Annotated in this window: 15 protein-coding genes and 2 tRNA genes; 7 read left to right on the top strand and 10 right to left on the bottom strand. The window is 71.0% G+C overall.

Going from position 1 to position 15786, the window contains the following annotated elements:
• The first annotated feature begins 54 nt into the window (after positions 1-54).
• Complete coding sequence (locus ACIBG8_RS36375; RefSeq protein WP_397347673.1) at positions 55-978, top strand: hypothetical protein; 924 nt, start codon at positions 55-57, stop codon at positions 976-978.
• Complete coding sequence (locus ACIBG8_RS36370) at positions 979-1260, top strand: hypothetical protein (protein WP_397347671.1); 282 nt, start codon at positions 979-981, stop codon at positions 1258-1260.
• Between the two features lie 13 nt (positions 1261-1273).
• Here the strand turns inward: ACIBG8_RS36370 and ACIBG8_RS36365 are convergent, their stop codons facing one another.
• On the bottom strand, positions 1274-1528 hold the full coding sequence (locus ACIBG8_RS36365) for a hypothetical protein (RefSeq protein ID WP_397347670.1): 255 nt from the start codon (positions 1526-1528) through the stop codon (positions 1274-1276).
• A gap of 412 nt (positions 1529-1940) precedes the next feature.
• Here ACIBG8_RS36365 and ACIBG8_RS36360 point away from each other — a divergent pair, with 412 nt between their 5' ends.
• Entirely contained in the window at positions 1941-2693 is a 753-nt protein-coding gene (locus tag ACIBG8_RS36360; protein WP_397347669.1) for a dienelactone hydrolase family protein, read from the top strand.
• Positions 2694-2861: 168 nt separating this feature from the next.
• On the opposite strand, the gene ACIBG8_RS36355 is transcribed toward ACIBG8_RS36360, so the two are convergent.
• From ACIBG8_RS36355 to ACIBG8_RS36345, 3 genes are read right to left on the bottom strand one after another with little or no spacing between them, the layout of a single operon-like run.
• On the bottom strand, positions 2862-3695 hold the full coding sequence (locus ACIBG8_RS36355) for an aminotransferase class IV (protein WP_397347668.1): 834 nt from the start codon (positions 3693-3695) through the stop codon (positions 2862-2864).
• The gene (locus tag ACIBG8_RS36350; protein ID WP_397347666.1) at positions 3692-4693 is read right to left on the bottom strand and encodes a chorismate-binding protein; all 1002 of its coding nucleotides are present in this window, start codon (positions 4691-4693) and stop codon (positions 3692-3694) included. The genes ACIBG8_RS36355 and ACIBG8_RS36350 overlap by 4 nt, the downstream gene beginning before the upstream one ends.
• Positions 4686-5567: a LysR family transcriptional regulator gene (locus ACIBG8_RS36345; RefSeq protein WP_397347665.1), complete on the bottom strand. Its 882-nt coding sequence runs from the start codon at positions 5565-5567 to the stop codon at positions 4686-4688. The genes ACIBG8_RS36350 and ACIBG8_RS36345 overlap by 8 nt, the downstream gene beginning before the upstream one ends.
• A 58-nt stretch (positions 5568-5625) precedes the next feature.
• Between ACIBG8_RS36345 and ACIBG8_RS36340 the strand changes: the two genes are divergently transcribed.
• A complete protein-coding gene (locus ACIBG8_RS36340) occupies positions 5626-6759 on the top strand; it encodes a Rid family hydrolase (protein ID WP_397347663.1) in 1134 nt (377 codons plus the stop codon).
• Here ACIBG8_RS36340 and hutH read toward each other — a convergent pair.
• Both hutH and ACIBG8_RS36330 read right to left on the bottom strand, forming a co-directional pair.
• On the bottom strand, positions 6756-8306 hold the full coding sequence (gene hutH / locus ACIBG8_RS36335) for a histidine ammonia-lyase (protein ID WP_397347662.1): 1551 nt from the start codon (positions 8304-8306) through the stop codon (positions 6756-6758). The genes ACIBG8_RS36340 and hutH overlap by 4 nt on opposite strands.
• Before the next feature lie 18 nt (positions 8307-8324).
• The gene (locus ACIBG8_RS36330) at positions 8325-9032 is read right to left on the bottom strand and encodes an ArsR/SmtB family transcription factor (RefSeq protein ID WP_397347661.1); all 708 of its coding nucleotides are present in this window, start codon (positions 9030-9032) and stop codon (positions 8325-8327) included.
• A 111-nt stretch (positions 9033-9143) separates the two neighbouring features.
• On the opposite strand from ACIBG8_RS36330, the gene ACIBG8_RS36325 reads away from it, so the two are divergent.
• Positions 9144-9215, top strand: a tRNA-Gly gene (locus ACIBG8_RS36325).
• 11 nt (positions 9216-9226) lie between these two features.
• Positions 9227-9301 (top strand) — tRNA-Val (locus tag ACIBG8_RS36320).
• 42 nt (positions 9302-9343) lie between these two features.
• Here ACIBG8_RS36320 and ACIBG8_RS36315 read toward each other — a convergent pair.
• The 4 genes from ACIBG8_RS36315 to ACIBG8_RS36300 are packed head-to-tail and all read right to left on the bottom strand — an operon-like array spanning position 9344 to position 12720.
• Positions 9344-9562, bottom strand: a complete 219-nt coding sequence (locus ACIBG8_RS36315; RefSeq protein ID WP_397347659.1) for a hypothetical protein — start codon at positions 9560-9562, stop codon at positions 9344-9346.
• The gene (locus ACIBG8_RS36310; RefSeq protein WP_397347658.1) at positions 9559-9753 is read right to left on the bottom strand and encodes an MbtH family protein; all 195 of its coding nucleotides are present in this window, start codon (positions 9751-9753) and stop codon (positions 9559-9561) included. Before ACIBG8_RS36310 ends, ACIBG8_RS36315 begins: the two co-directional genes overlap by 4 nt.
• Positions 9746-10174: a hypothetical protein gene (locus tag ACIBG8_RS36305; protein ID WP_397347656.1), complete on the bottom strand. Its 429-nt coding sequence runs from the start codon at positions 10172-10174 to the stop codon at positions 9746-9748. The genes ACIBG8_RS36310 and ACIBG8_RS36305 overlap by 8 nt, the downstream gene beginning before the upstream one ends.
• Positions 10156-12720, bottom strand: a complete 2565-nt coding sequence (locus tag ACIBG8_RS36300) for a penicillin acylase family protein (RefSeq protein WP_397347654.1) — start codon at positions 12718-12720, stop codon at positions 10156-10158. The genes ACIBG8_RS36305 and ACIBG8_RS36300 overlap by 19 nt, the downstream gene beginning before the upstream one ends.
• A 101-nt stretch (positions 12721-12821) precedes the next feature.
• Here ACIBG8_RS36300 and ACIBG8_RS36295 point away from each other — a divergent pair, with 101 nt between their 5' ends.
• Positions 12822-15785: an amino acid adenylation domain-containing protein gene (locus ACIBG8_RS36295; RefSeq protein WP_397347652.1), complete on the top strand. Its 2964-nt coding sequence runs from the start codon at positions 12822-12824 to the stop codon at positions 15783-15785.
• Position 15786: the final 1 nt, after the last annotated feature.

Raw genomic sequence — 15786 nt, 5'->3', positions numbered from 1 at the left:
TGACCACCCGCCTCCCCTCCGCACACTGCCGGTGGAGACGAGAGGGGACACACGATGTTGCAGATCACCGCGGAGCTGTTCAGCGGACGGCCCAACCCCACCTGGATCATCACGGACGAGGACGCCGCGCGCGAGGTCATCGGCGCGGCCGGGGAGTCCGCCGAGCTGACCGGCGCGCCGGGCGCCGGATATGACGGGCTCGGCTGGCGCGAGCTCGTCGTGACCTCGCTCGACGACGACGAGGACCGCTGGCCGGAGGGCCTGTCGCGGACGTTCGCGCTCGGCACCCTGGCCGCGCGCGACCTGCGCCGATCCGGCGAGCTGGCCCAGCGGATCGTGACGGACATGACCCGCTACGCCGACATCATCCGCCCCGAGCACGATCTGACGCCGATCGACGGCGAGATGCGCGACCTGGTCCTGTCGTGGCTCGACCGGTTCCTGCGCGAGCCCCCCGAGTGGGTACGGCCGGACATCCTGCCTCCGCAGAACCCGCTGCGCACCACGGTCCGCGACCGGCGCTGCGACCAGTGCACCTACGAGGTCAGCCAGTTCAACCCGGTGTTCTGGAACCGGCTGCAGGTCCAGCCGCGCAACAACTGCTACAACTACGGGCGGAACTGGCGCACCGACACCTTCGCCCAGCCGGGGCGGGCGCACGGGGCGCAGACGCGGGTGATGAGCTGCCCGACGGTGACGGCCGCGGCGCTGGCCGACGGGCTGAAGCATCGGTGCGACTGCCTGCCGGACGGGGAGTACCCGCGGCGGCACGTGGCGCTGGTGGTGGCGCCTGGCGGGGACTACCACTGGTACCGGGAGCAGCGCGACGGCTTCTGGGGGCACAAGCCGGGGCCTACGGCGGCGCGGAACACCGACAACAAGGGCGTCGTGATCACCGATCCTGAGTCGTGCGACCGCGGGTGGTACACCGACTTCTGCGGATACTTCTACGCGGGGCGATCGGTGGTCATCAGCTAGATGGTGGTGGAACTGGACGTGTTCAGCGGGAGGGCGAACCCCCGGTGGACGGTGGCCTCCGGCGATTTCTGGATATTTCTGGACTCGTTGGGGCCGGGGTCCGCGCCGGAGCCGCCCGGCCTGGGATACCGGGGTTTCGTCTGCCGTGACGGCGCCCGGTGGTGCCGCGTCTTCCACGACCGGGTGGACGGCTCCTCCGGCCCTCGCGCCGATCCCCTGCTGGAGGCGGAGCGGCGGCTGATCGCCACCATGCCGGACGAGTTCCGGAGACTCGTCGGCTGACCAGATGCCTTCCTCAGCCGGATTTGCCGTCATCCCAGGTGTAGAAGAGATCGTAGACCCGCGCCTCCGAGTACTTGCAGAAGAACGCGTCCCAGTGGCGCTTGGCCTTCAGTTTCCCTCCGGCCTTCCAGCACGCGCCCCATCCCGGATAGGTGGCGTAGTGATGCCAGACGGTGGGCGGCTTCGCGGCCGCCCCCGCCGTGGGTGCGAGGGAGCCGAACGCGGCTCCGCCCACGAGTAAAGCGATGGCCAGCCTTCTGATTCGCATAACCGCTCTCCCTCTCCGCGCGGACGGTTCCCGTCACCCAGAGCTATCCCAAAGTGGTCAGAGCGACAAGATCCCGACCTACGTGAATGTCGCCCACGGCACTGACCTCGAACGCGGGCCACAGCTCGGCGGCTATACGGAGAGGGGGTAACCCGGATCAAGGTTCGCGGCAGGGGCCCGCGCGAACCCACCTTCGTTGGCGTAGCCCGTCTCCTTAGGGGCGACGTTAGGGTGCGGCGGCCTGTTCGGTGGGCTACAGTGTGCGGCGATGACTCCCGGGATGGCCTCGCGCCGCACACAGTTGGGTGACCCGGTGCTCTTCTGAGCGCCGGTGCGGGCCCGCTGCCCCGCGCCCCGCCTCCCTCGTGTTGATGATCACAGTTGCACCCCATCAACCACGACAGGAGAGCTCATGCCCACCAAGAACCTGCACATCCCCACCCAGGACGGCCAGGCCGACGCCTTCGCCGCCTACCCCTCCGACGGCGAGCGGCACCCCGGCGTGCTGCTGTACACGGACGCGTTCGGGATCCGCCCCGAGCTGGAGAACAAGGCTCGCGAGCTGGCCGAGCACGGCTACTACGTGCTGGTCCCCAACCTCTACTACCGGCACCGCCCGGCCCCGGTGCTCGACCTTCCCGAGTACATCGGCGAGGACCTCCGCCCGGGGTTCATCGCCGAGGTGATGCCGCTGGTCCAGGCGCACACCACCGACCGCATCCTGCGGGACGCCGAGGCCTACCTGGGCTTCCTCACCGCCCAGCCCGAGGTGAGCGCGGGGCCGTCGGGGGTGGTCGGCTACTGCATCGGCGCGGCCCTGGCCCTGCGCACGGCCAGTGCCCATCCCGGGCAGGTGGCCGCCGTCGCCGGGTTCCACCCGGGCTTCCTGGTCACCGACGCCCAGGACAGCCCGCACCGCCTCGCCCACAGGCTGACCGCCGAGGTCCACATCGGGCTCGCCGTGAACGACATGACCCCCGAGACGATCACGGACCTCACGAAGGCCTTCGATGCGGCGGGTGTGGAGCACACGATCGAGATCTACCCCGGCACCATCCACGGCTTCACGATGTCCGACACGGCGGCCTTCAACCCGTCCGCGCTGGAGCGCCACTGGGACCGCCTCCTCCCCCTCCTCACCCGCACCCTGACCAGCGGCACGTGAGACCGGCCCGCCCTTGAGCCGACGTCCGGAAACCGCCCGGGTGGAGCGGCTTCCATCTCGAAATCCTCTGGGGTGACGGTGAGAGGCCGCGCCGGGCGCGGAGATGGCCGTGGACAGCCCTCGCGAAGGTGAGCCTCGTGCCGGGGCGTGACCCCCGGCCGAGATGGGCTATCGGGGGTCGAGGTTCTTGCTGGAGCGGTCGGCGAAGATCTCCATGGCCTTGGCGGTGATCGGGCCAGGATAGGCGGGCAACACCGTGTCGTCGACCAGCCGGATCGGCTGGATGTCGCGGGTCGTGGAGGTCAGGAACGCCTCCTCCGCCTCGTACAACGCCGACAACGGCACGTCCTCCTCGTCGCCCCCGCACCACTCCAGGGTCAGCGCCCGGGTCACCCCGGCCAGCGGACCGGCCTCCAAGGTGGGGGTGAGGAGCCGCCCGTCGCGGACGATGAAGATGTTCGAGCCCGTCCCCTCGCACAGGTTCCCGGCGAGGTTGCCGAAGATGGCCTCGCCGCCGCCCCGGGCCTTGGCGTACGCCAGGGCCTTGGCGTTGTCCCCGTAAGAGGTCGACTTGACCCCCGACAGCGCCCCGCGCTCGTTGCGCGGCCACGGCACGACGGTGACGTTCGCGCTGGCGGGGAACGGCTTCTGCTCGTCGACGATCACGACCGCGGTCGTGCCCTGGTCGCCGCGGTCGGACCCGAGGGGGCCTGGACCGCTGGTGTAGGTGACGCGGATGCGGCCGAGCGCCCACTTCGGGGCGACGGCCAGAACGCGCAGAATGCCGTCCGCGATGGCCTCCACGTCCGGGTCGGGCAGGTCCATGCGCTGCGCCGACAGCGTGAGCCGGTCGAGGTGGCGGGTCAGCGCGAAGGAGACGCCATCGACGATCTTGATGGTCTCGAACACGCCGTCCCCGACCATCAGCCCGTGGTCGAACACCGAGACGCTTGCCTGCGCCGGGTCGAGCAGTTCCCCGTTGACCCACACGGGAACGTTCATTCCATGCCTCCTGAGGATGCCAGTGCGATGAGTCTGGACGCCTTCAACTCGGTCTCGCGCCATTCACGCCCGGGGTCGCTGCCCCAGGTGATGCCCGCACCCGTGCCGAAGCGGATCTCCTGACCGGATATCCAGAAGGTGCGAATGCCCACTGCGAGCGCCGCCGTGCGCCGGTCGGCGTCGACCCAGCCCACTGCCCCACAGTACGGCCCGCGCGGCTCGGGTTCGAGCTCATTGATGATGCGCAGAGCAGAAGATTTCGGGGCACCTGTCACCGAACCCGGAGGAAATGTGGCAGCGAACACCTCAGGCCACCCGATTCCCGGCGCCAGCCTGGCGCGCACGGTCGAGACGAGATGCACGGAACCGGGGTATTCCTCCACGGCGCAGAGCGCGGGGACCTCGACGGTTCCGACGGCGGCGACCCGGCCCAGGTCGTTGCGGACCAGGTCGACGATCATGACGTTCTCGGCGTAGTCCTTGTCCAGCAGGTCGTCCTGGGTGACGCCGGTGCCCTTGATGGGGTGCGACTCGACGACGTCGCCGTCGCGCGACAGGTACAGCTCGGGCGAGGCGGACACCACGCACAGGCCTGGGACGTCGATATAGGCCGCATAGCGGGCGGGGTTGCCGGAAGCGAGCCGATTGGCCAGAGCGAGAGGCTGGGCGTCGGCAGCCAAAGGCGCCGTGAGGACTCTGGTGAGGTTGGCCTGGTAGACCTCGCCCTGCTCGATGTAGGAGCGGATGCGCTCGACGCCGTTCTCGTAAGCGGCCTGGTCGAGAGAGGTGCGCCAGTCGCCGGGCCTGGGTCCGTGCCAGGGACCGGCGGCGGGCAGCGGCGCCTGCCGTACATCGTCGAAACGCGCGCACGTGACCTTGCCCTCGTAGTCGACCACGACGGCCCACCAGCCCTCGCCGTCGAGCGCGGCGAGGTCGGTCGTCAGGTCGCGCAGACCCGTGGCGTGGAGTCCTGCGACGTGGGCGAAGCTGTCATGCACCGGCCCATTGTCCCAGCACCCCGACGAACGCGAGCGCGGCGGGGGACGGAACGTCCGGCAGGGCGGCGTAGACGTGCCGCCGCGGCGCGTGCTCGCCCAGCGGGCGCAGCACCACGTCGGCGGGTACGGCCCGCGCCGCCAGGCGGGGCACCAGCGTGACGCCGAGTCCGGCGGCGACGTAGCCGAACTTGCCCGACCACTCGGCGATCCGCAGCCCGCTGCGCGGCGTGAACCCGGCGGCGGCGCAGGCGGCGACGAGCAGGGTGGGCTGGCCGCGCGGCGCCGCCTCGATCCAGTTCTCCCCCGCCAGGTCGCGCAGGTCGACGACGTCGTGCGCGGCGGCCGGGTGGCCGGCGGGCAGGGCGACGAGCAGCTCGTCGTCGGCCAGCGGCACGATCTGGCCGCCCTCGGGCAGCCCGGCCGGGTAGTCGCTGATCACCGCGAGGTCGAGCGCGCCCGCGCCGAGCCTGTCGAGCAGCCGGGGCGTCAGCCCCTCGGTCACCCGCAGCTCGACGCCCGGGTGGCCGCTCGCGAACGCCTTGAGCGCCCTGGGCACGAGATCGACGTTCGCGGTGGCGAACGCGCCGATGCGCAGCGTGCCGCCGCTGCCGCGGTGGATGGCCGCCAGCTCCTCCCCCGCCCGGTCGAGGCGTTCGAGCACGGCGACGACGTGGCGGTGCAGCGCGACGCCCGCCGGCGTGAGCCGTACGCCCCTGGCCAGCCGCTGGAACAGCGGCCCGCCGGTGGACTTCTCCATCGCGGCGACGCGGCGGGAGACGGCCGACTGGGTGTATCCGAGCAGCTCGGCGGCTGCGGTGAACGATCCGCTGCGGGCGACCTCGTCGAACAGTCGCAAGTCATTCGATTCAAGCATGGCTGATATGCAATCTAGTTGTTTGTGGAATGACTCGCATCCCTGGAGGATCGTTGACGTGATTGCATTTCTCGGACAGGGACGCATGGGCGTCCCCATGGCCAGGCGGCTCCAGGACGCCGGGCACAAGGTGACGGTGTGGCGGCGCGGCACGGGCGTGCCGGTCGAGGAGGCGGTGGCGGGCGCATCGGTGGTCATCACGATGCTGCGGGACGGCGACGCCGTCGTAGAGGTTCTGAAAAAGGCTCTGCCGGGGTTGTCGGCGGGGGCGACGGTGGTGGAGATGTCCACGATCGGCCCCGAGGCGGTGCACGCTCTGCGGCGGCTGCTGCCGTCCGAGGTCGAGCTCGTGGACGCGCCGGTGCTCGGCAGCGTGGCACCGGCCGAGCAGGGGACGCTGACGGTCCTGGCGGGCGGTTCCGTGGACGGCGTGCGCGAGGTGCTGGAGGTGTTCGGCACCGTGCGCGAGTGCGGGCCGCTGGGGTCGGGGGCGGCGCTCAAGCTCGCCGTCATGAGCGCGATCGTGCCCGCCCAGGTGCTGCTCGCGGAGACCTTCGCGTACGGCGAGGCCCACGGCGTGCCGCGCGCCGTACTCCAGGAGGTTCTGTCGGCGACGCCCCTGGGCGCGGCGATCAGGGAGCCGTCGGCGGAGACCCGCTACGCGCTCGGCCTGGCCGCCAAGGACGTGCGGCTGGCGGCGTGGGAGGGGTCGACGCTGGCGGCGGCGGCGCTGGCCCGCCTGGAGGAGGCCGAGGCGGCCGGGCTGGGCGACCGGGACCTGACCGCGATCGGCGAGCACGTGCGCGCGGCGAGGGTGCACGCGGTCAACCCGCCGTCCGTGCCCGCCACCAACGGCATGTACTCCCACGCGGTCAGGCACGGCAACACGCTCTACGTCTCCGGCCAGGTCGCCCTCGACGAGCACGGCCAGGTGATCGGCGCGGGCGACATGGCGGCGCAGTCCGAGGCGGTGTTCGACGCGCTCGGCAAGATCCTCGCCTCCCAGGGCGCGACGTTCGCCGACGTCACGTTCATCAGGACCCACCTGACCGACATGGACCAGATCCTGGCCTATGGCGGGGTGCGCAGGCGCTACATCACCGGCACACCCCCGGCCAGCACGACAGTGGAGGTGTCGCGCCTGTTCCGTCCTGGCCTGATGGTCGAGGTGGATGTGATAGCGGCCCTCTAGTTGAGCGGCCCGGTCACCGACTCCGCTGCGGCCACCACGGCGCCGTCGGCCACCAGGCGGACCACGGACTCGATCTCCGGCGCCAGGAACCGGTCGGGACCGGGCGCGGGAACCGTCTCGCGCAGCGCGGCCACGACGGCGCCGGTCGCGGGGGCGGGCACCAGCGGGGCGCGCAGGTCGAGCGCTCGGGCGGCGGTCAGCACCTCGATCGCCAGCACCCTGCTGAGCCCGTCGACGGACCTGCGCAGCTTGCGCGCCGCGCTCCAGCCCATCGAGACGTGGTCCTCCTGCATGGCCGAGCTGGGGATGGAGTCGACGCTCGCCGGTACGGCCAGCCGCTTCATCTCCGACACGATGGCCGCCTGGGTGTACTGGGCGATCATGTGCCCGGAGTCGACCCCCGGGTCGTCAGCCAGGAAGGCGGGCAGGCCGTGGTTGCGCGAGACGTCGAGGAACCGGTCGGTGCGCCGCTCCGACATCGACGCGACGTCGGCCGCGACGATCGCCAGGAAGTCCAGGACGTACGCCAGGGGCGCGCCGTGGAAGTTGCCGTTCGACTCCACCCGGCCGTCGGCGAGCACGGCCGGGTTGTCGACGGCGCTGGCCAGCTCCCAGGTGGCGACGTTGGCCGCGTGCGCGACGGTGTCACGGGCAGCTCCGGCCACCTGGGGGGCGCAGCGCAGCGAGTAGGCGTCCTGGACGCGGGTGCAGTTGTTGGGGTCGCGATGGCTGGCCATGACGCCCGAGTTCTCGAGGATCTTCAGCATGTTGGCGGCGGCCAGCGCCTGGCCGGGCTGCGGGCGCAGCGCCTGGAGCTCGGGGGCGAACACCGCGTCGGTGCCCAGCAGGGCCTCGACGCTCATGGCCGCGCTGATGTCGGCGGTCTTGAGCAGCCTGGTGAGGTCGTCGATGGCCATGATCAGCATGCCGAGCATGCCGTCGGTGCCGTTGATGAGGGCCAGGCCCTCCTTGGCGGCCAGCTCGACGGGCTCGATGCCCGCCTGCTTGAGCGCCTCCCCACCCGGCAGGACATTTCCCGATTTATCCCTTACGACGCCCTCGCCCATCAGGGTCAGCGCCACATGCGCCAACGGCGCCAGGTCGCCGGAGCAGCCGAGGCTGCCGTACTCGTGGACGATCGGCGTGATGCCTTCGCTGATGAGCGCGGCGAGCGCCTTGGCCGTGCCTGGCCGTACGCCCGTGTGGCCGGTGGCCAGGGTGTGCAGGCGCAGGAGCATCAGCGCGCGCACGACCTCGGCCTCCACCTCCGGCCCGTTGCCCGCCGCGTGCGAGCGCACCAGCGAGCGCTGCAGCTGGGCGCGCAGCGACGGGTCGATGTGCCTGGTGGCGAGCGCGCCGAAGCCGGTGCTCACGCCGTACGCGGGCACGGGGCTCTCGGCCAGCTCGTCCACCCGCTGGCGGGCGGCCGCGATGGCGGCGACCGCGTCGTCGGTCAGATGTACGGCTGCGCCGCCCCTGGCCACTCTGATGACGTCGTCGAAGCTCAGCGGCTCAGGACCGACGTTCACGACTCCGTTGTCGCGCATGCTGCCACTCTCTCGCATCTAGGTAACCGGCAAATGCGATGTTAGCTCCTTACCGGAGAAGATCGCAGCCAGCCCCTCCCTGCCCGTGTCGGTGAGAACCACCGCGCGTGGCGTGGTGCCCCGCTTGTACCATCCCCTGTCCAGGAGTGCGCTGGTGAGCGCCGCGCCGAGGGCGCCGCCGAGATGGGCCCGGCGTTCGGTCCAGTCCAGGCACTCCGGTGCGAACCTCCGCCTGGTGCTCCGTACCCGGTCGAGGTCGACGCCCAGGGCGTTCATCACCTTCTCCCCCTCGGCGGTGACGTCCTCGCCGGTCAGGTAGACGTGCGTGCGCAGGCCGTCGAGCAGCCCGACGCCCGCCCGGCCCGCGAGGTGGTCGTAGCAGGTGCGCGCCTCCTCCAGCATGCGGGCCTGCCTGGACTGGCGCAGCGAACGGATCGGCGGGCGGGTGCCGAGCCTGGCCAGCACTTCCAGGACCTCGGCCACCTCGTGCCCGGCGAGGCGGTAGTAGCGGTGGCGGCCCTGCTTGACCACGTCGACCAGGTTGCCGTCGAGCAGCTTGGCCAGGTGGGCGCTGGCGGTGGCGGCGCTCACCCCGGACAACCTGGCCAGCTCGCCCGCCGCCAGCGCGCGGCCGTCGAGGAGCGCGGTGAGGATGGCCGCCCTGGTCGGGTCGGCGATGAGCGCCGCGACGGGCGCGATGTCGGCGTCCTGCACGATATGTTCCACGCCTCCGACGCTATCCCCGGAACACTTCGCCCGGCGTCGAAGGATGGCTCGGTTTGGGGACTGGGCGAGGATTCGCTAGAGTTCTCTCCGTCGCCGTGAACGAACGGCAACGCGGAAGTGGCTCAGTGGTAGAGCATCACCTTGCCAAGGTGAGGGTCGCGGGTTCGAATCCCGTCTTCCGCTCGCAGGTCCCGGGACGATTAGCTCAGCGGGAGAGCACTTCCCTGACACGGAAGGGGTCACAGGTTCAATCCCTGTATCGTCCACCAGCGCGAAGCCCCAGATCGGATGATCTGGGGCTTCGCTGTTTCTCACGGCTCAGGGATGAAGGACAGGACCTCGGTGCAGAAGGTCCGCCAGTCCGGCGTCACCTCCTTGAAGATCACCTCGGCGTCCGGGAACGGGGTGCCGGCGACGGTGTAGTCGTCGCGGATGTACGCGACGCCGTCCGACGAGGGAAACCCGGGGAACGCGGCCAGCTCGGCCATCGGGTAGGCGCGGGAGTAGTGGATGGCCACCCGGGTGCTCACGCCGTGGCCTCCATGCGCCGCCGCAGGCTCAGCGGACGCATGTCGGTCCAGACCTGCTCCACGTGGTCCAGGCACTCCTGCTTGGTCCCCGCGACCCCGACCCCGCGCCATCCGGCGGGCACCTGCCGCCCCTGGGGCCAGATCGAGTACTGCTCCTCGTCGTTGATCACGACCTGGTAGGTGTCAGACATCGTGCTTTCCTCTCGATCGGATCGTTGAACGGGTGGCGCTTCCCACCCATGCCCCGGACGCGGTCAGCAGCGCGCCGACCGCCACGGTTGCGGCGATGACCACCGGGCCCGAGCCCAGCCCCGCCAGCGAGGCCACCACGCCGGCCAGGTGGGCCACGTCGGCCTGGGTGGCGAGGAGGGCGAGCGGGACGCCCCACCCCGCCGCCCCTGCGAGGACCGCGACCACCGGTACGGCCCAGCCGCGCGCGACCAGCCCGATCGCCACGCCCACCGCGAGGGTCAGCTGCCAGAGGCCCACGTACCCGGCGAGCCACACGGCCACGGCCGCGCCGATGGTGCCCAGGGTGAGCCAGCGTGCGGTGCCCCCGCGGGGCGCCGCGCCCGCGGGTGCGGGCCTCCTGGTCAGGGTTGCAGTGTCCATGTCCGTCCCTTCGTGTAGGTTCCCGCGCCGTCGTGCAGGGGCTCGTAGGCGCCCGCCCGCCAGCCGGGGTAGAGGTTGCGGTACCAGGGGGAGACGGGGTTCTCGCTCTGGCCGCCGGGCAGCGCGGCCACGGCCTGGCCGGTGCCCCAGTCCATGACGAACCGCCAGCTGGAGCCGCCGATCACGATGCCGTGTCCCGGTGCGGCGCCCGGCCGCAGGAGCACGCCGGTGGCGACGTTGATGGTGCGCCCGTTGCCGTCGGTGGGCACCGGCGGTTCGTCGAGCGCCTCGATCCCGGCCAGCGAGGGCAGCATGCGCTGGTTGGCCAGGCCGTAGTTCCACTTCGACGCGTCCTTGCCGAAGTCCTTGGCCAGGTCGGCGACCATGGTGTGGAACGACTGGCGCATCGCGTCGACGGCGTTCCGCTTCGGGGTGCCCGGCGAGGTGAAGGCGGGGTTGTCCTGGTCGGTGAGAATCCAGTGCGACAGCGTCTCGCGCAGGACGGTTCCCGGCTGGGAGCCCTCGTAGGGCGCCAGGATGAGCGCCTCGCGCTTGGGCATCTTGGACCACGTCCACCAGGGCTGGAAGACGTCGTAGCTGAGCCGGTTGGCGAACCGCTCCCAGGCCAGCGGGGCGAGCTGGTCGGCCTTCATGGTCAGGTCCCAGGTGCGCAGCCGTTCGACGACGAGCTTCTCGTCGGCGGTGAGCTGCTGGCCTTCGAGCGCCTTGAGCAGGCTCGGCAGGACCATGCGGGCCTGGGTGTCGTGCGTGTCGAGCTGCAGGCGCTGGGTGTCGGCCGCGGTGAGGCCGCGCGCGTCCTTCAGCTGCCTGGTGAGCTCGGCCGCCCGCCAGCCCGGGTCGTAGAAGTCGTAGTTGCTGCCGAAGAAGTAGGGGTAGTCGTCGCTGACCTCGCGCTGGTTGGCGGTGATCACGACGCCGCTGTCGGGGTTGTAGACGGTGGGCATGGCGTCGTAGGGGACGGTGCCGATCACTTCGCTGCCGCCGCTGCCGGGCATCATCCCGTTGGGGTCGCCGCTGCGCACCTGCGCCGCGATGCCTGCGGAGACGGCGCCGATGTTGCCGGCGCTGTCGGCGTAGACGAAGTTCTGGGCGGGCGCTCCCCAGGTGCGCAGGGAGGAGCGGAAGGTGGCGAAGTCGGTGGCCTTGACCGCGCCGAGCATGGCGTCGAGGTTGTTGGAGGCGACCTGTCCCGCCCACCACACGGTGACGGTGCGGCCGTCCTTCTCGCTGATGACCGGGCCGCTGGCGGTCTGCCTGACGTTGTAGTCGACGTCGGCCTCGCCGCGCACCTTGATCTTCTCGGCGATCTTCTGCATGGGACGCCAGGAGCCCTGGTAGAAGTACTGGTCGGGGCGCGCCTTGTCGGTCTTCTCCAGGTAGAACAGGGTCTGCGTGTGCTGGGAGTTGGTCAGGCCCCAGCTGATCCTGTCGTTCTTGCCGATGAGGATGATTGGGATGCCGGGGATGCCCGCTCCGGAGAAGCGGTAGCCGGGCGACCGGGCGGACAGCTGGTACCAGTAGGCGGGCAGCGTGGTCTGCAGGTGCGGGTCGCTGGCCAGCAACGGCTTGCCGCTGGCCGTACGGGTGCCCGAGACGGCCCAGGCGTTGCTGTTGGAGATCGTGTGCATGGCGGTCTGGGGCAGCGTGTCCATGCGCGCGAACAGGTCGCCGATGGCGCGGACACCGTCCTGGCCGGTGTCTCCGCTGCCCTGGGCGCCGGACGAGGGAACGGCGACCACGCCGTCCAGCCGCTGCGGCGCCGGGTCCAGCGGCAGCTTCTTGTACGGTCCCCGGTCGAAGGGGTAGTAGAGCGCCGGGCCGTTGATCGGCAGCCACTCCCTGGCCCGCTCCTTGCCGAGCGCCTCGGCGACGAGCTGGTAGTTGAGCGCGCGGGCGTGGTAGCTGAGCTCCTGGGCCATCTCGCGCTGCACGACGAGCGAGTCGACCGGCGTCCACGGCCGGGGCTCGACGCCCAGCAGCTTGAACATCATCGACAGCTCGCCGCTGCCGCGCAGCTCATCGATGCCGGCGTTGACGCCCGCCGCGTAGTCGACGAGGACCTTGCGCGAGGGGGCGTCCTGCGGCAGTGCCGCCCATTCCGCCTCGGCGGAGCGCAGCAGCCCCAGGTCGCGCTCGAACTTGTCCGAGGCCACGCCGTCCGGGCCGAGCACCTCGGCCAGCTCGCCCCGGCCCCTGCGCCGCTCCACCTCCATCTGGAACAACCGGTACCTGGCGTGCAGGTAGCCGACGGTGCGGAAGAGGTCGGCGTCCGTGCCCGCCTTGATGTGCGCCACGCCGTTGGCCTCGAATCCCACCTCCGCCGGTCCGTCGAGGGCGGGAAGCTGCAGTGTGGCGTCACGTGGTAGTTGCGCGTCGCGTCCTGTAGCCCACACACCAGTCTGTGGGTTCGTCACAGAGCCGAGGGCGGGGACGGGCCCCACGCCCTGCACGGCGACGAGCATGGCCACGACGCTGGTCGCCAGCGCCACAGCCAGGCCTGCTCCTGATCTGACTGTTCTTCTCATGCCCCAAGTATCGTCACATATGACGATACAAAGCAATACACTCTTGCCATCGTAGTGCTACATGAGCGAAGCTTTGTAGCATCACAAACGTAGGAGATGTCATGACGGAGCTGACACCAGACCGATGCCTGCACGAGCTCTTCGAGGAGCGGGCCAGACTCAACCCCGACGCGCTCGCCGTGGTGGACGCGCGCATACGGGTGACATATGCGGAACTCGACGCGCTGGCCGACCGGGTCGCGCGCGCTCTCGGCGAGGTGGCGCCGGAGACCCTCGTCGGGGTGCTGGCCGACCGCTCGGTGCACGCGGTGGCCGCCTTTCTCGGGGTGCTGAAGGCGGGCGGCGCGTACGTGCCCGTCGACCCGGCCAACCCGCCGCACCGGCTCACCTACCTGCTCGCCGACGCGGGCGTGACGACCGTCCTGTCACGCGGCGAGCACCAGGTCCCCGAGGGACCGTGGGCGGTGGTCCGGCTCGACGCCGACCTCCCGTACGGCGAGCGCGGGAACACCGCACACCAGGACAACCTCGCCTACGCGATCTACACCTCGGGTTCCACCGGCGCCCCCAAGGGCGTGCTGGTGTCGCACCGCCAGATCGTGCTCTCGACGCTCGCCCAGTTCGCCTACGACCGGCCCGACCCCGGGGTCTTCCTGCTGCTGCCGTCCCTGTCGTTCGACGCGGCAGCCGACGGCCTGTACTGGACGCTCCTCTCGGGCGGCACCGTGGTGCTGCCCGGCGAGCAGATCCTGCTCGACCCGCTGGCGCTGCGTGACCTGATCGCCCGCGAGCAGGTCACGCACTCCGACTGCACGCCGTCCCTCTACTCGCTGATCCTCGGCGAGGACGCGGCGGGGCTGTCGTCGCTGCGGTGCGTCAAGGTCGGCGGCGAGGCGTGCCCGCCCGACCTGCTGCGCCGCCACCACGCGCTGCTGCCGGACGCGGTGCTGGTCAACAACTACGGGCCGACCGAGGCGACGGTGTGGGCGACCACCTACCTGAGCCGGTCGGCGCGGCTGCCCGGCGCGACGGTGCCGATCGGCGCGCCGATCCCGCACGCCCGCGTCTACCTGCTGGACGACCGCATGGAGCGGGTACCCGCCGGGGAGACGGGCGAGCTCTACATCGCCGGGGCCGGGGTGGCCCGCGGCTACCTGGGCCGGGGCGGGCTGACCGCCGAGCGGTTCCTGCCCGATCCGTTCCACGGGGGCGAGCGGATGTACCGCACCGGCGACCTGGCGCGGGAGGGGGCGGAGGGGCTGATCGAGTTCGCCGGCCGTACGGACGACCAGGTCAAGATCCGCGGATACCGCATCGAGCTGGGCGAGATCGAGAACGCGCTCACCGAGCACGAGCAGGTCCTGGTCGCCGCCGTCGTGGCGCACGACCTGGACGGCGCGACCCCGCAGCTCGTCGCCTACGTCCAGAGCACGGCGGACCCGGAGACGCTCAGGGACTTCCTGTCCGACCGGCTGCCCACCCACCTCATCCCCCGGCACATCGTCGTGGTCGAGCGGTTCCCGAGGACGGTCAGCGGCAAGGTCGACAAGGCGGCGCTGCCCAGGCCGGAAGCGGTGCGCGAGTACGTCGAGCCCAGGACCGAGCTGGAGGTCAAGGTCGCCGCGATGGTCGGCGAGATCCTCGAGCTCCGCGGCACCGAGCGGGTCGGGCTGACCGACAACCTGTTCGACCTGGGCGCGAGCTCGCTGCACATCTCGCAGCTCGCGCTGCGGATCTGGACGGAGCTGGGCGCGATGGTCGCCGTCCACGCGCTGTTCGAGATCCCGACCGTGGCCGGCACTGCTCTCGCCATCGAGGCGCTCGCGCTCAAGGACACCAACGCGTGGGACCTGGACAGGCTGGCCGAGGAGTGCGCGCTCGACCCGTCGATCGACGCCACCGGGCTGCCGCACGCGCGGCTGACCGATCCGCGCACCGTCCTCATGACGGGCGTGACCGGCTACCTCGGCGCGCACCTGCTGGAGCGGGTGCTGCGCACGACGCGGGCCGAGGTGTTCTGCCTGGTGCGGGCGTCGGATCCGGCGGCCGGGCTGGTCAGGATCCGCGACACGATGGCCGCCTACCGCATCGAGGCGGATCTGGACCGGGTCCGCGTCGTCGTGGGCGACCTCGGCGAGCCCCGGCTCGGCCTGAGCGAGCGGCTGTGGGACGAGCTGGCCGAGCGCGTGGACGTCATCTTCCACAACGGCGCCCTGGTCAACTTCCTCTTCCCCTACTCCAAACTCAAGGCGCCCAACGTCGAGGGCACCGTGGAGATCCTGCGCCTGGCCTCGACCACGACGGTCAAGGCCGTGCACTACGTCTCCTCGATCGACAGCTTCCTCAACACCGGCATCAGGCGGCCGTTCCTGGAGGACCCGCCGCTGTCTCCCGCCGAGGTGCCCGACGGGTATCCGCGCAGCAAGTACGTCGCCGAGCAGCGGGTCATCGCGGCCCGCGAGCGCGGCATCCCGGCCTGCGTCTACCGCACCGGCATGATCATCGGCCACACGGTGAGCGGCGCGACCGCGCCCGACTACATGCTGCTCCAGATCAAGGGAATGCTGATCTTCGGCGTGGTCCCGGCCGCTGAAGGGCTCGTGGACGCCATCCCCGTGGACTTCGCCGCCCAGGCCATCGCCACGATCGCCTCGCGCCCTGACTCGCTGGGCCACTCCTTCCACCTGTGGAACCCGCAGATGACCACGTTCGAGCAGGTCTACGAGTGGATCCGCTCCTATGGCTACATCTTCGAGTCCGCCTCCGAGCAGGCCGTGATGGAGAAGGTGCTCACCATCGAGCTCGACAACCCGCTGTTCCCCCTCCTGCCGCTGTACGCGGACCCGAAGTGGCGCGACCAGCCGGAGGACCTGCAGCCGGCCAGGGCGGCGCAGGTCGACGTCCGGCAGGAGCTCGCCAACACGCTGCGCGCGATCGAGGGCACCGGCCTGGTCTGCGCCCCGCTCACCGAGGAGTACGTGCACGGCTCGATCGACTTCATGGTCGAGACCGGCTTCCTCGACGCCCCCCAGGTCCAGCGCGCCAGGCTCACCCGAGGTGACTGAC

Origin of the sequence: Nonomuraea sp. NPDC050556, from assembly GCF_044457355.1 — a bacterium.
GTDB lineage: Bacteria > Actinomycetota > Actinomycetes > Streptosporangiales > Streptosporangiaceae > Nonomuraea.
The sequence above is the reverse complement of the archived record's forward strand: the minus strand, read 5'-3'. Positions and strand labels throughout refer to the sequence as shown.

Coding starts and splice junctions, on each gene's coding strand:
- ACIBG8_RS36355 (WP_397347668.1), bottom strand. CDS start 3,695: ATGAACGTTCCCGTGTGGGTCAACGGGGAACTGCTCGACCCGGCGCAG.
- ACIBG8_RS36345 (WP_397347665.1), bottom strand. CDS start 5,567: ATGCTTGAATCGAATGACTTGCGACTGTTCGACGAGGTCGCCCGCAGC.
- ACIBG8_RS36305 (WP_397347656.1), bottom strand. CDS start 10,174: ATGGACACTGCAACCCTGACCAGGAGGCCCGCACCCGCGGGCGCGGCG.
- hutH (WP_397347662.1), bottom strand. CDS start 8,306: ATGCGCGACAACGGAGTCGTGAACGTCGGTCCTGAGCCGCTGAGCTTC.
- ACIBG8_RS36370 (WP_397347671.1), top strand. CDS start 979: ATGGTGGTGGAACTGGACGTGTTCAGCGGGAGGGCGAACCCCCGGTGG.
- ACIBG8_RS36310 (WP_397347658.1), bottom strand. CDS start 9,753: ATGTCTGACACCTACCAGGTCGTGATCAACGACGAGGAGCAGTACTCG.
- ACIBG8_RS36375 (WP_397347673.1), top strand. CDS start 55: ATGTTGCAGATCACCGCGGAGCTGTTCAGCGGACGGCCCAACCCCACC.
- ACIBG8_RS36360 (WP_397347669.1), top strand. CDS start 1,941: ATGCCCACCAAGAACCTGCACATCCCCACCCAGGACGGCCAGGCCGAC.
- ACIBG8_RS36365 (WP_397347670.1), bottom strand. CDS start 1,528: ATGCGAATCAGAAGGCTGGCCATCGCTTTACTCGTGGGCGGAGCCGCG.
- ACIBG8_RS36300 (WP_397347654.1), bottom strand. CDS start 12,720: ATGAGAAGAACAGTCAGATCAGGAGCAGGCCTGGCTGTGGCGCTGGCG.
- ACIBG8_RS36295 (WP_397347652.1), top strand. CDS start 12,822: ATGACGGAGCTGACACCAGACCGATGCCTGCACGAGCTCTTCGAGGAG.